The 13,322-nt window shown below is 69.3% G+C and carries 12 protein-coding genes and 2 riboswitches; of the genes, 1 reads left to right on the top strand and 11 read right to left on the bottom strand.

The window, feature by feature from the left end:
• On the top strand, positions 1 to 975 hold the full coding sequence (locus ACR4XJ_RS05220; protein WP_434754210.1) for a calcium-binding protein: 975 nt from the start codon (positions 1 to 3) through the stop codon (positions 973 to 975).
• Positions 976 to 1,124: 149 nt separating this feature from the next.
• Here the strand turns inward: ACR4XJ_RS05220 and thiE are convergent, their stop codons facing one another.
• From thiE to ACR4XJ_RS05275, 11 genes are all read right to left on the bottom strand, one after another.
• Entirely contained in the window at positions 1,125 to 1,778 is a 654-nt protein-coding gene (thiE, locus tag ACR4XJ_RS05225) for a thiamine phosphate synthase (protein WP_434754211.1), read from the bottom strand.
• 243 nt (positions 1,779 to 2,021) lie between these two features.
• Entirely contained in the window at positions 2,022 to 2,645 is a 624-nt protein-coding gene (gene thiF / locus ACR4XJ_RS05230) for a sulfur carrier protein ThiS adenylyltransferase ThiF (protein ID WP_434754212.1), read from the bottom strand.
• Entirely contained in the window at positions 2,642 to 3,901 is a 1,260-nt protein-coding gene (thiH, locus tag ACR4XJ_RS05235; RefSeq protein WP_434754213.1) for a 2-iminoacetate synthase ThiH, read from the bottom strand. Before thiH ends, thiF begins: the two co-directional genes overlap by 4 nt.
• Before the next feature lie 86 nt (positions 3,902 to 3,987).
• Complete coding sequence (locus ACR4XJ_RS05240) at positions 3,988 to 4,779, bottom strand: thiazole synthase (RefSeq protein ID WP_434754214.1); 792 nt, start codon at positions 4,777 to 4,779, stop codon at positions 3,988 to 3,990.
• Positions 4,779 to 4,979, bottom strand: a complete 201-nt coding sequence (thiS, locus tag ACR4XJ_RS05245) for a sulfur carrier protein ThiS (protein ID WP_333507134.1) — start codon at positions 4,977 to 4,979, stop codon at positions 4,779 to 4,781. The genes ACR4XJ_RS05240 and thiS overlap by 1 nt, the downstream gene beginning before the upstream one ends.
• 73 nt (positions 4,980 to 5,052) lie before the next feature.
• Positions 5,053 to 5,158, bottom strand: a riboswitch (TPP riboswitch).
• A gap of 96 nt (positions 5,159 to 5,254) precedes the next feature.
• A riboswitch (TPP riboswitch) is annotated at positions 5,255 to 5,358 on the bottom strand.
• A gap of 53 nt (positions 5,359 to 5,411) precedes the next feature.
• Positions 5,412 to 6,716 (bottom strand): ABC transporter ATP-binding protein, encoded by a 1,305-nt coding sequence (locus ACR4XJ_RS05250; RefSeq protein ID WP_434754215.1) that lies wholly within the window; start codon positions 6,714 to 6,716, stop codon positions 5,412 to 5,414.
• A 3-nt stretch (positions 6,717 to 6,719) separates the two neighbouring features.
• The gene (locus tag ACR4XJ_RS05255; protein ID WP_434754216.1) at positions 6,720 to 8,450 is read right to left on the bottom strand and encodes an ABC transporter permease; all 1,731 of its coding nucleotides are present in this window, start codon (positions 8,448 to 8,450) and stop codon (positions 6,720 to 6,722) included.
• 362 nt (positions 8,451 to 8,812) lie between these two features.
• Positions 8,813 to 9,229, bottom strand: coding sequence for a universal stress protein (locus ACR4XJ_RS05260; RefSeq protein WP_333507135.1), 417 nt, complete (start codon positions 9,227 to 9,229; stop codon positions 8,813 to 8,815).
• A 304-nt stretch (positions 9,230 to 9,533) separates the two neighbouring features.
• The gene (locus ACR4XJ_RS05265) at positions 9,534 to 10,598 is read right to left on the bottom strand and encodes a DMT family transporter (protein WP_434754217.1); all 1,065 of its coding nucleotides are present in this window, start codon (positions 10,596 to 10,598) and stop codon (positions 9,534 to 9,536) included.
• A complete protein-coding gene (locus tag ACR4XJ_RS05270) occupies positions 10,489 to 11,508 on the bottom strand; it encodes an AraC family ligand binding domain-containing protein (RefSeq protein WP_434754218.1) in 1,020 nt (339 codons plus the stop codon). The genes ACR4XJ_RS05265 and ACR4XJ_RS05270 overlap by 110 nt, the downstream gene beginning before the upstream one ends.
• Positions 11,509 to 12,142: 634 nt before the next feature.
• Positions 12,143 to 13,240 carry a bile acid:sodium symporter family protein gene (locus ACR4XJ_RS05275; RefSeq protein WP_434754219.1) on the bottom strand — a complete coding sequence of 366 codons (1,098 nt, stop codon included), beginning with the start codon at positions 13,238 to 13,240 and terminating at the stop codon, positions 12,143 to 12,145.
• Positions 13,241 to 13,322: the final 82 nt, after the last annotated feature.

A 13,322-nucleotide genomic window follows, 5' to 3' on the forward strand; every position in this document is an offset into this window, starting at 1 on the left:
ATGAGCATATCGGGAATAAGCTCCAGCAGTTCCACGTTACAGGAACTGCTGGCATCCTGGGGCAGCGACCAGGCGTCGCAGATAACCCAGAATGCCACGTCCGCCCTCGCCGGCCTGTTCGGCGGGTCGGACGGCAGCGAAGGCTCCACCCAGGCCAGCGGGCTGTTCAGCAACCGCGACAAACTCATCGCCATGCTGAACGAAGGCGGCGGCAAAGGCTCGGCCTTCGCGCAGACCGCCTCGCTGCTGGGCCAGTTGGACAAGGACATCAGCGGCGGGCTTTCGCTGGATGAATCGGGGCTGGAGCAGGAATCGTTCGACGCCCTGGACACCGACGGCGACGGCACGGTGACCGGCTTCGAACTGGAGGCCGCCCTGAAGTCGGGCGTGGCCACCGTCGGCGACGACGGCACCCTCGCCGTGGACGCCTCGGCCGCGTCCGACGCCGCCGCGCAGGCCTATTCGTCCCTCACGGCCATGATCATGGGCCTGGCCGACGGCGACCAGAGCGGCGACCTGACCCTGAAGGAATCCGGCCTGGACGAGGAGACCTTCAACCAGTTCGACCTGGACGGCGACGGCGTGATCACCGGTGACGAACTGTCCACCGCCATCGAGAACGGCGTGGCCTCCACCTCCGGTTCCAGCCTGAGCGCGGCGGTTTCCGGCTCGGCGGCCAGCGGCGCCTCGGGTTCTTCCGGCGAAGACGACGAGGAAGAGGACTACGACGAACTGGACACCAACAAGGACGGCACGGTTTCCACCGAGGAACTGGCCGCCGTCATTCCCGGCTACGCCGAAGCCCTGCGCCTGGCGCGCGGCGAGAACGGGTCCGATGCGTCCACCTCCGAACTGCGGCGGGCCATGAGCGCCTACGGCAGCGCGGGCGGCTTCGACTTCGCCAGCCTGTTCGCCTCGGCGGATTCCGCCACGACCTCGGCGGGCGTATCCGGACTGCTGGAGGAAATCGCCTGACGGGAACGCACCCGGCAGACGAAGACGTCACGCCGTTGCTGCATGCAATGAACAACGCGGCGCTGCCCTTTCGGGAGCGCCGCGTTTTTGCGTGCCTGGGCGGGAAAACGGAGGAGAATGGCGATAGGTGGCGCAACGTGCGGGCCGGGCTATCCCCACCCCGCGCGCATCGCCGTGCGGGCCTCCGCGAAGCGGGCGGCCACGTCGTCCGCGCCCACGATTTCCGAGACCAGCGCGCAGCACCGCGCGCCGTGCGCGGCCACCTGCCCGATGTTGTGCAGTTTGATGCCGCCGATGGCCACGAACGGCAACTCGATGTTGGCCACCACCCAGTCCAGGTATTCGAAGCCCACCGGGGCGCAGACGTCCTTCTTGGTCTTTGTCGCAAAGATGGGCCCCACGCCGATGTAATCCGCCCCGCTCGCCACGGCGGCGCGGGCCTGCTCCGGCGAATGGGTGGACAGCCCGATGATGCGCCCCGGACCCACCAGTTGCCGCACCGCCTGCACGGGCAAGTCCTCTTGCCCCACATGCACGCCGTCGGCATCGCACAGCACGGCGATGTCCACGTGGTCGTTGACGATGAAGCAGGCCCCGGCCTCGCGGGTCATGCGGCGCAACTCCATGCACTCGCGCAACATGTCCCCGGCGTGCCTGTCCTTCTCGCGGTACTGCACGATGCGCGCCCCGCCGCGCAGCATGGCGTCCACCACGTCCGCGGCGGACCGCCCGCGCGACAGCCCGTCGTCGGTCAGGCAGTAGATGTCGGCCTCCGGCGTGCTGCCGGGAAGGATGCGCGGCATGGGATGCTCCTTGGGGTTGGAGGAACGGGAATTTTCACGCCATGTTCATGCAATGCACATCATGCATGAAACGCATATCATCGCCTGCCTGCCGCAGTTTTCATGGAGTGGGCACGCCCTGTAAACGCGGGCAGGGTGGGCAGAGGCAAGGAAAGCCGGTTTTCCGCAAGGGGAGCGTACTCTTCGGTACGTGACCCGCGCGGGAAACCGGCTTGACGCAGCATATGCCCGCCATCCCCGCGTTTACGCCATAAAGCCGGGGCAAGGGCCGAGTATATGGTGCAGTACCGCATCCGCCTGCATGGCCGCCGCCATGGTCACGCGCGGGGCCAGCGGGGGCAGGTCCTGCCCCACCTCGCTGGTGAAGTCGCCCACCAGCACCATGCGCTCGCCTATGCGGCGCATCTGCATGGCCGGGCCGCCCCAGCCGCCCATGCCGGAGGCGGACACCACGAAGGCCCCCATTTCCAGCGCGGCCTCCACGAACATGCGCTTGGCCTCGGGGTCGTCCAGGGCTTCCACCAGAATATCGCAGCCCGCGAACACGCCAGCCACGTTGGCGGAGGTCAGTTCCACGCGCCGGGCGGTGACCACCAGACGCGGCTCGATGATACGCAGGCTTTCGGCAAGGGCGTCCACCTTGGACTTGCCGAGGTGGAACGGCTGGTACTGCTGCCGGTTGAGGTTGGAGGGTTCGACCACGTCGCGGTCGGCCACCACGAGACGGCGCAGACCGCTGCGCACCAGCATGGCGGCGCAGTTGGAGCCAAGGCCCCCTGCCCCCGCGATGCCCACGCGGGCTGCGGCCATGCGTTCAAGGTGGTCATGTTCGAGATACCGGGCGAGACCGTCGGAAAGAATGCTCACGCAAGCTCCTGAAGGGGGATTGCGACGGCGGAGGCCCCGGCCCCGGGCGGGGTGCGTCGCGCGGCGCACGCTATCCCACACCCGTACCCTCCGTCCAGCACCGATTCCCAGTCCTTGTACACCGGCTGGTAGCCGCGCGCGGCGATGGCGGCTGCCATGGCGTCGGCGCTGCGCGGATCGGAGATTTCGAACTGCGGGGTGGCGGCGTCGGCGTCGCCCGGAGCCGCATGGCCCGCCTGCCCTTCCGCACCCTTGTGCGCCGCGTGCCCCCCGACTGCGGTGCTCACCCCGGCGGACATGCGGGTGACCCCGAGGGGGATCAGGTTGTCGCGCAGTTCCGCCCGCTCGCGGGTGGACACGGTGATGCCCGCGCTGGGCATGAAGATGCGGTAGGCCAGGATGACCTGCACCAGATCGCGGTCCGACACCGCGTGCGCAGGCTGGAAGGCCCCGGCATGCGGGCGCAGGCGCGGCACGGAAAAGCTCACGTCCACATAGGGGTAGTGGCGTTGCAGCCAGTGGCCGTGCAGGGCGGTGAAAAAGGCGTCGCGCCGCCAGTCGTCCAGCCCCAGCAACGCGCCCAGGCCCACGGCGCGCATGCCCGCGAGGGCGGCGCGCTCCGGCGCGTCCAGGCGGAAGCGGTAGTCGCGCTTGGGTCCGGCGGGGTGCAGTTCCGGGTACAGGGCCTTGTTGTAGGTTTCCTGAAACATGGTCATGCCGTCGATGCCCGCGTCCACCAGCAGAGCGTACTCGTCGTCCGTGAGGGAATACACCTCCACCGACAGCGAAGGAAAATACGGCGCCAGCAGCCGCGCGGCGTGGGCGATGTACTCCGGCCCGGACACGTGGCGCGCGTCGCCGGTGAGCAGCAGCAGGTGACGCAGGCCCGTGGCGGCGATGGCCCGGCCCTCGGCCACGATCTCCGCGTCCGACAGGCGCTGGCGGGGGATGTGGTTGCGCGCGTTGAAGCCGCAGTAACGGCACTGGTTGGTGCAATGGTTGGAAAGGTACAGCGGGGTGAACAACTGGATGGTGCGGCCGAAGTGGCGCACCGTCAGTTCGCGGGCGCGGCGGGCCATGGCTTCCAGTTGCGTGGCCGCCGCCGGGGAAAGCAGGACCGGCAGGTCGTGCGGGGAAAGGCGTTCCTTGCGCAGCACGCGGGCCACGTCGGCGGCGGTGGCCGATTCCATGACCTCGCGCAGGGGGGCGTCCGCCACGCGGGGGGTCCATTCACTGACCACGTCGTACATGCTCATGTCCTGCTCCTTGTGCCGGGGCGACGAACGGATGGAGGACGGGCATCCGGCAGGCCACGGCCCGCCCCATGCGCCGCGCGCTCCGGCTATTCCCCCAGAAAACCCGTCAGCGGCGACGATGCGCTGGCCCCGCCCGTGGTCACCGGCCCCGCACCGGAACGATACGCCGCGCGCCCGGCGCGCACCGCCTCGCCAAAGGCGCGGGCCATGCCTATGGGGTCGCCCGCCGTGGCGATGGCCGTGTTCACCAGGCACGCGGCCGCACCCATCTCCATGGCCTCGCACGCCTGCGAGGGCTTGCCGATGCCCGCGTCCACGATGACCGGCAGGTCGATTTCCTCGATGAGCACGCCGATCATCTCGGCCGTGCGCAGCCCCCGGTTGGTGCCGATGGGCGCGCCCAGCGGCATGACGGCGGCGGCCCCGGCGTTGACCAGGTCGCGCGCCACGTACAGGTCGGGGTTCATGTACGGCAGCACCACGAAGCCTTCCTTCGCCAGCGTTTCCGTGGCGCGGGCCGTGGCGTAGCCGTCCGGCAGCAGGAAGCGGCTGTCGGAAATGACCTCGATCTTGATCCAGTCGCCGCACCCGGCGGCGCGGGCCAGCCGGGCGATGCGGACGGCCTCGTCGGCCGTCCGCGCGCCCGAGGTGTTCGGCAGCAGCCGCATGTGCGGCGGAATGTGGGCCAGCACGTTGGTCCTGGGGTTGGCCAGATCCACGCGCCGCAGCGCCACGGTGATGACCTGGGAGCCCGAGGCCCCGGCCACGTCAGGGATGAGGGAGTCGGTGCCGTACTTGCCGGTGCCGATGAAGAGGCGGCTCGTCAGTTCCGTCCCTCCGATCACCAGCGTGTCGTTGTCGTGCGTGTCGTGCGTCACTAGCCCCCTCCCACGAAGTGCAGTAGTTCGAGTTCGTCTCCCTGATCGAGCCGGGTGGCCCCGTACTCCCCGGACTTCACGATGGCGCGGTTGCGCTCGACCACCACGGCCTCGGGCCGCAGGGCCATCCGCTCCAGCAACTGGAGCAGCGTCGTGCCGGGTTCGCATTCCATCTGCTGTCCGTTCACGCGTATCGTCATGCCGTAACCTCCGCTGCCGCGACGTTCGAGAAAGCGAAGGGAGCCTGCGAACGGCAAGCTCCCCTGTGATGGCCCGAAGGCGAGGAAGCTTCCCTACGGCAGGATGACCTGCATCAGGTTCTCGGGGTCGGAAGGCCGTCCTTCCCTCTCAGCCCGTGCGGGCTCCCCCAGCTTCGCGTTGTGGCGCGCCCGCCGTGCGGCCCTTCCTGCTTCCGTGCGGCGGGCGAACAAAAAAACGCCCGTCGCAGGGTGGACGGGCGTTTCCGGCATTTCGGGCGCGGTACGCTCAGCTTCCCTACGGCAGTGTGAACTGCTTCAGGTTCAGAGGGTCTGGAGGCATGCTCCACTCTCAGCCCTACGGGCTCCCCTAGCTGAATGCGTGACCAATACCCCCCGGCCGGGGGGATGTAAAGCGATAAATGCGGGCGCGGCTCATTCCAGATGCACGCCGCCCTCCGGCTCCAGCAGGATGACCTCGCTGTTGTCGTCGTAGGACAGGATTTCGGCGTAGCGGCCCCAGTTGATCATGGTCTCCACCTGGCGGGCCGCTTCGACGCGGGGAAATTCCAGCGACAGGGCCGTCTCCGCCACCTCGAACTTGATCTGGCGGTTGCCGCTGGCCCGCAACAGGTCCAGCAGCCACGCCACCAGCGGCAGGCGGCGCAGGCGCGAGCCGAAGATTTCCTTGCGGGCCAGGATGGACGCCTCGGCAAAGGTTTCACCCAGGGGGGTCAGTTCCATGTCCCCGGTGCGGATGGTGACGAAGCCCAGCAGTTCCGCCGCCTCGATGACCTTCAGCAGGTAGTCGGACGACACGTGCAGTTCCTCGGTCAGGCGGTAGATGTCCGCGCCGTGGGCGGGCTGGTCGGCCATGCGCTCCACCAGGCCGGTGATCTCGTTGATGGTCAGGTCCGGCAGGCGGCGGGTGTGGCCGGGCTGGCCGGGGGCGGTGCCCAGTTCCTCGTCCTCGGTCAGGGTCTGGCCCGCCAGCAGCGCGTACACCCTGTCCACGAAGGCCAGGTACTCCGGCGACTTGCGCTGGCGCGGATGGGGCAGGTCCACGGGCATGACGCGCACGATGTGGCCGGGGTCCTTGTCCATGATCACGATGCGGTCGGCCATGAACACCGCCTCGTCGATGTTGTGCGACACCATCAAAATGGCCCGGGTGGGAATCTTGCCGCTGGTCCACAGCTCCAGCAGTTCGCCGCGCAACGTTTCCGCCGACAGCACGTCCAGGGCCGAGAACGGCTCGTCCAGGCACAGCAGTTCCGGCTCCACGGCCATGGCGCGGGCAAAGCCCACCTTCTGGCGCATGCCCCCGGAAAGTTCGCGCGGGTAGGCGTTGTCGAAGCCCGCCAGCCCCACCCGGTCCAGCAGGTCCAGGGCGCGCCGGGCGCGCACGCGCGGGGGCACGCCGCGCGCCTTCAGCACCACCTCCACGTTTTCCTGCACGGTCAGCCACGGGAACAGGGCGAAGGTCTGGAACACGATGGTGGCGTGGGGGTTCACCCCCTCCAGCCGCCCGCCCCGGTACAGCACTTCGCCCTCGGTGGGGGCGATGAGCCCGGTGATCATGCGCAGCAGGGTGGATTTGCCGCAGCCGGACGGCCCCAGCAGCGCCACGAACTCGCCCTCGGCGATTTCCAGGTTGATGCCGGACACGGCGGTGAAGCGGCGCGCGCCGCTGCCGTACGCCTTGCCAAGGCCGCGCAGGGCGACGAGAGGTGCATGCATGCCCTACTCCATGCGGAAACGTTCTTCGGCCAGGCGGTACAGGCGCCGCCACACCAGCCGGTTGAAACCCACCACGGTCACGATCATGCTCAGCGTGCCCGCGAACAACAGGGGAAAGTCGCCCTCGGCCGTGGCCCGGGCGATGATGGCCCCGATGCCCGTTGCACTCAGCGTACGGCCTCCAAAGGACACGTACTCGGAAACGATGCTGGCGTTCCACGCCCCGCCGCTGGCCGTGATGGCCCCGGTGACGATGTACGGGAACAACGCGGGCAGGATCAGGGTGCGCCACCGCTGGGCGCGCGAAAGACCGATGAGCGCGGCGGTGTCCTTGAGGTCGCGCGGGATGGACGATGCCCCGGCGATGATGTTGAACAGCAGGTACCACTGGGTGCCCAGCAGCATCAGCAGCACCGCCGCCGCGTTCAGCCCGTGGGTCACGTCCACCAGCACCATCAGGAATACCGGGAACAGCGCCGTGGCCGGGATGGACGCGGCGATCTGGACGACAGGTTGCAGCACCCTCGCGAGGCGGGCGTTGGTGCCGATGAGCACGCCCACCGGCAGGGTCCAGGCCAGGGCCACGGCCATGGCCGCCATGACCCGCAGGAAGGTGGCCGCGATGCCGATGGCCATGCCGCGCCAGCTTTCCGGGGATACCTGCACCAGGAGGCCGCTGCCCTTCCACAGGCCGAAGGCCACGCACCCGAACAGCAGCGCAGCGAACAGGCGGCCCGCCCACGGCTCGTTACGGACCGCGTCCATGCTCTCGCCCGAGGGCGGAAAGCGGCGGATCAGCCAGGCGTCCACGGCTTCGGCGGCCGGGGCCAGCCCCCTGTCCAGAACTGTCCGCACCGGGGCCATGCGCCCCGCCGCACGCAGCAGGTCCAGAAACCACGACTCCGGCTGCCCCTCCTCGGCCACCATGGTCAGCTTGAACCGCTCGCCCCAGGCCAGCAGCGGCCGCCACACCAGTTGGTCCAGCGTGACGATGACCACCATCATGGTGCCGAGGCCCATGAGGATAGCGGTGGTATCCTCTCGCGCCGCAGCTTCCTGAAGGTAGGAGCCAAGGCCCGGCAGACGGAAGTCGCGGCTGCCCACGGTGAACATTTCCGCCGCCATGAGAAAGAACCAGCCGCCCGCCCAGCTCATGATGCTGTTCCATAGCAGGCTCACCCCGGCGAAGGGCAGGTCCAGCGTGCGGAAGCGCTGCCAGGCGCCCATGCGGTAGCCCGCCACGGCCTCGCGCAGGTCGCCGGGCAGGGTGGTCTGGGCCTGATACCACGCGAAGGTGATGTTCCAGGCCTGGCTGGTGAAGATGAGCACCACCGAGGCCGCCTCCACCGCCACGGCCTGGGGCAGCAGGGCGGAAAGGCTCAGCAGCACCACGGGCAGGAAGGACAGGATGGGCACGCTCTGCAGGATGTCCAACACGGCCAGCAGCACCGGCCCGGCCCGGCGCGAACGCGCGGCCAGCGTGCCGTAGCCCAGCGAAAAGACCATGGACAGCAGGTAGGCCAGGAACATGCGGCCCACCGAATACGCGGCGTAGCGCGGCAGCATGGCCGGGGCCAGCGAGATATCCGGACCGGATGTGGCCTGTCGGTGCGCCAGGGCGAACCAGATGCCCAGGCCGAGCACCCCGGCCACGAACAGCAGGCCGAACACGTCCAGCCAGCGGGTGGGTTCTTGCTGCTGCGTCGCGGATGCGAAAATGCGTTGCTGGGCCATGCACCCTGCCCTCGCTGCGGTCGTTTCGGGACCACGTTGCACGGCCCCACTGCGCCGGTACGCCTCGGCAAGGGTTTTGGCAAGCGGGAGCGCGTGCATGGCCCGGCGGCATCATGCAGGCCACGGCGGTGCAACGGGCACGGAACGGAAACGGGATGGCGACGGACGGAAAACGGGACGGAAGGCCCCAAGGCGACGAGAAACCGGGCGCGGCGAGAACCGCGCCCGGTCTTGTCTGTCATGCTGCAAGGGGAAGCCTGGCCGGGACCATCCCGGACGCGATCAGGCCGGATGCGAACCGGGTCGGACGCAAACCGGGCCGGGCGCGAACCGGGCCGGAGCCCCGGCGGAGGGCGGTGGCGTCAGCGCACCACCAGCACCGAGCACGGGGCGTGCGAGATGACCTTGGAGGCCACGCTGCCCAGCAGGAACTTCTCGATGCCCGTGCGGCCACGGCTGCCGGTGACGATCAGGTCCACGCCTTCCTTCTTCGCCAGTTCGATGATGTTGTCGGCGGGCGAAGAGCCGCTTTCCAATACCGGCTTCAGTGTCACGCCCTTGGACTTGGCCAGTTCCCCGGCCTTTTCCAGGGCCTCGTCGGCCACGGCCTTGAAGTGGTCGGACAGGCTCACGGACACGGCGATCTCGCCCATGTCCACGGGCTGTTCGGCCACGGCAAGGGCGATCAGTTCCGCGCCTTCCTTCTTGGCCATGTCCACGGCCTTGGCCAGGGCCTTTTCCGAGTAGGCGGACTTGTCGACGGCGATGAGAATCTTCATGGGCTCCTCCTTTCCGGTGTTCCGGCGTTCCGGGCAAAGCGTGCCGCACCCCGGTGGGCGGCACGCGTGGCAGCGGAGGAAGCGTCCGTGAATCGTCAGGCGGAGCGGGCGTCGGCGGGTTGGCTCATGGGGCAGCCCGGCCGACATCGTGACAACGGGAACAAGCGCGGACGCATAGGGAAAGTGATCACTCTCCTTCACTCTCCTTATATGACGTTACACTGCCAGCGGCAATGGATTTTCGCGCGAAACGCCATGTTTCATCGGCGCACCGGCACGGCGGCCCCCTTCGCCGCCGGACGCGTCAGCGCCGCGTCACGTACCAGATGCCGCACAGCACGCAGGCCACCCCGGCCAGATGTGCCCAGCCCACCGGCTCGCCCAGCAGCAGCGCGGAAAAGCCCAGCGCGCTCACCGGCAGCACGGCGGTGAACGCCCCGGCTGTGCCCGCGGGCACACGGGTCACGCCCCGGAACCACAAGACGTACGCGGCCACGGTGATCACCGCTCCGTAGTAGCCCACCAGCAGCCAGCCGGTGACGTCCAGTTCCGTCACCCGGTGCGCCTCCGGCAGGGCCAGCGGCAGAAACTGCACCGCGCCGAACAGGGTGCAGGCCGTGGATGCGGCCAGCGGCGACACAGGCGTGCGCAGGGTGCGCCCCAGCAGCAGGAACAGGGTTTCGCAGCACACCGCGCCCAGCACCAGCAACAGGCCCATGCCGTCAACTCCGGAGGCCGCGAGCGGGCCGGAGGCGTCGCCCCCCGCCACGCCCGGCACGGGCGCCAGACGCAGCACCAGCACCCCGGCCACGCAACAGGCGATGCCCGCCAGGGCGCGCGGGCCGGGGCGCTCGCGCAGCAACACCAGCGAGGCCAGGGTCATCACCGCCGGAGTGGTGCTGGTAACCACCCCGGCCGCCGCCGCATCCAGCCGGGCCACCCCGGCCAGCAGCAGCACATTGAACAGCAGCGACCCGGCGGCGGCCTGCAGGAACAGCACGGCACAGTCGCGCGCGGGCAGGCGCGGCAGGCCGCCCTCCCGCCGGTACAGCAGCGGCACGGCGATGCACGCGGCCACCAGAAAGCGCAGTTCCTGCACCAGGTGCGGCGGCAGCGTCAACGAGACGAAGCGCGCCGCCGCTACCGACGAGCCCACGATGACCATGGCGGCGGTGAGGTCGAGGCAGGCGCGCCATGCGGGACCATGGGGCGGCACGGGGGAAGGAATGGGGGACGGCGCGGCATCCGCGTGCGGCGGCTCAGCGGCGGGGGATGCCGGGGATATCGGGGATATGGGGGACGCCGGATTCTGCCCGGTCTGCCGGGTGGTCCGGCTGATCCGGGTGGGCCGGGGCGTGGTCATGGTCATGGGAGTCCTCCGTGGAAGTCCGGTTTTCCACGAAGGCTACGGCCCATGCGCCGCGCGCGTCTTGAAGCATCTTGCGGAATCTGGCCGGGGTCACCCCCATCTGCGCCCGGAAGGCGCGGGTAAGGTGGCTCTGGTCGGCGAAGCCCGCCGCTGCCGCCGCCTCGGCGGGCGTGGACCCGGCGGACAGCAGGCCGCGCGCCCGGCGCACCCGCGCCTGCACCAGATAGGCGTGCGGGGGCAGCCCCACGGCGGCGGCAAAGGCGCGGGCGAGATGGAACGGGCTCAGGCAGGCCACGTCGCCCAGGTCCGCCAGACGCACGTCGTCGGCGCAGTGGGCATCCAGATATTCGCGGGCACGGCGCACGGCCGTCGGCTCCCTTCCGGCGCGCGGCGGCCGGGCGGTGGGGGTGCGCTGGGCCGCGTGGCGGGTTATCCAGCGGGCCAGCACGGCGGACAGGCGCGTCTCCTGCGCCAGGGTGGGCATGCACGGCCCGGCGCGCTCCATGTCGCGGTGCAGCGCGCCGATGGCCCGCGCCAGCACCGGGTCGTCCAGCACGCCGGTGGAAAAGTCGGGCAGCGCGCCGTGCGGCAGGCCCGCCTCCTCACCGGCCATGCGCACGATGTCCGGGTCGAGGTAGAACATGCGGTAGGCCCAGCCCGCGTCGTCCGCGTCACCCGCACTGCGGCCGTCGTGCGTCTCGCCGGGGGCCACCAGGTTCACCGCGCCGGGGGCGGCCACGTGGTCGCGCCCCAGGTAGCGGAAGCGCAGCGCCCCGTCCTCGATGACGCCCAGCGCATACCCTTCATGGAAGTGCCGGGCGAACACCTGCCGCGTGTAGCGCGCCCGCAGCAGGTCCAGTCCCGGCAGGCGCGAGGCCGCCGTCCAGGTTATATCTTCCTTCGGGGCCACGTCGCCCTTTCCAGCACGGGACGCGACAGGGGGCGTAGCGGAGGGCGCGGATTTTTCAGCGGTGCGGGTGTGCATGCCCCTGCTGTGCGGCAGACGGTCCGGAAACGCAAGCCCCTCCGCGTCCGAGCGCGCGGAGGGGCTGCGAGGGGATGAGGCGGAGGGAGAAGGCGAGGATGGGGCGGGCCGCGCCGCGCGGGGTGCATTCGCGCGGTTCTCCCCTAGGGGCTGTTTCCAAATTAGGACTTTCGTTCGTTGGCAAGGAAAACGAGCCTGCCATGAGGGAGTGCGGCAGCCGTTAGGCGAGCGCGCAGCGCGAGTCTTACGGATGAGGACCGCAAAGCGCGGCAGCCGTTATGCGAGTCTTCGAGCATTACGGATGGCGACCGCAGAGCGTACTCTTACCGTATTCGACCGAGCCTTAGCCGTTGGTGAGCGAAGCGAACCTTACGGATAAGGACAGCAGAGCCATGGCAGACGAAGTTTGACCGCGTTGCGCTCGATGCCCGTAACACTCGCAAGCTCGCGTAACGGGCACGCTTCGCGCCCTTCGGGTCGGTCAGCCAACGGGCGAAAGGACCATTTAGAAACAGCCCCGAGCCCGCCCCGTGCCGGAGCCTTGCGGCCCCGGCATGTTTCACGAACGGCTGGCGGCTTCCATGGCACCGGGGGCACCGGGGGCATCGGGGGCGCCCGGTTCGGCAACCGCGCCCGCATGGCCCGGCAGCGCATCGCGTCCGTCCCGTTCAAGCTCACGCATGGTCCGGGCGTAGCGCTCGGCCAGAATGGAGCACACGAACAACTGCAACTGGTGGTAGAACATGATGGGCAGCACGATGACCCCCAGCGCCGGATGCGCGCCGAACAGCAGCCGGGCCATGGGCACGCCCGAGGCCAGGGTCTTCTTGGAGCCGCAGAACACGGCCGCTATCTCGTCGGCCTTGTCGAAGCCCAACGCGCGGGCCACCACGGTGTTCAGCGCCAGCACCACCAGCAGGAACAGGGCCGCGCCGCCGATGGTCAGGGCCAGCAGGTCCATGCCGTGGTCGCGCCACAGGCCGCCCCGCACGGAATCGCAGAACGAGTTGTACACCAGGATCAGGATGGCGGCCTTGTCGAAGGCGTTCACCTTTTTCTTGTGGCGGGCGATGAAGCCGCCCAGCCACGGGCGCGCCAGCTGGCCCAGCACGAAGGGCAGGAACAGCAGCCCGGCGATGTTGATCATGGCGTCGGTGAGCGACAGCGCCCCACCCTGCGATCCGACTGCCAGGGCGATGATCACCGGCGTCAGGAAGATGCCCAGCAGGCTGGACAGGGTGGCGTTGAAGATGGCCCCCGGCACGTTGCCGTGGGCGATGGCGGTCATGGCCACCGACGAGGATATGGTAGAGGGCAGCGCGCACAGGTACAGGAAGCCCAGCATCAGGTCCGCCGGGACCAGTTCGTCGAAGGCGAAGCGGAAGCCGAACCACAACAGCGGAAACACCACGAAGGTGGTCAGTTGCACCATGGTGTGCAGCTTCCAGCGGGACATGCCGTGGCGCATGCTTTCGGGCGAGATGCCCGCGCCGTGGAACAGAAAGATCAGAAAGATGCCCGCGTTGCCCAGCATGTCGGCGTGCAGCGCGCCGCCGCTGGCCCCCAGGTCGGGCAGCAGAGTGGCCAGGACCACGGCTCCCAGCATCCCGGCCAGGAACCAGTCCCTGGCCATCCGTCGTACATATTCCCCGAACATGGCCGTCTCTCCGTTGGGCTGGGGTTCGCCGGGCGGCCCGAGCGCCGCCCGCACCAGACATCTAGCCACCCGCGCCCCTTCC

Source organism: Nitratidesulfovibrio sp. D1, from assembly GCF_051133415.1.
Lineage (GTDB): Bacteria > Desulfobacterota > Desulfovibrionia > Desulfovibrionales > Desulfovibrionaceae > Cupidesulfovibrio.

Coding starts and splice junctions, on each gene's coding strand:
- ACR4XJ_RS05220 (WP_434754210.1), top strand. CDS start 1: ATGAGCATATCGGGAATAAGCTCCAGCAGTTCCACGTTACAGGAACTG.
- thiE (WP_434754211.1), bottom strand. CDS start 1,778: ATGCCGCGCATCCTTCCCGGCAGCACGCCGGAGGCCGACATCTACTGC.
- thiH (WP_434754213.1), bottom strand. CDS start 3,901: ATGAGCATGTACGACGTGGTCAGTGAATGGACCCCCCGCGTGGCGGAC.
- thiS (WP_333507134.1), bottom strand. CDS start 4,979: ATGACGATACGCGTGAACGGACAGCAGATGGAATGCGAACCCGGCACG.
- ACR4XJ_RS05250 (WP_434754215.1), bottom strand. CDS start 6,716: ATGCATGCACCTCTCGTCGCCCTGCGCGGCCTTGGCAAGGCGTACGGC.
- ACR4XJ_RS05255 (WP_434754216.1), bottom strand. CDS start 8,450: ATGGCCCAGCAACGCATTTTCGCATCCGCGACGCAGCAGCAAGAACCC.
- ACR4XJ_RS05260 (WP_333507135.1), bottom strand. CDS start 9,229: ATGAAGATTCTCATCGCCGTCGACAAGTCCGCCTACTCGGAAAAGGCC.
- ACR4XJ_RS05265 (WP_434754217.1), bottom strand. CDS start 10,598: ATGACCATGACCACGCCCCGGCCCACCCGGATCAGCCGGACCACCCGG.
- ACR4XJ_RS05275 (WP_434754219.1), bottom strand. CDS start 13,240: ATGTTCGGGGAATATGTACGACGGATGGCCAGGGACTGGTTCCTGGCC.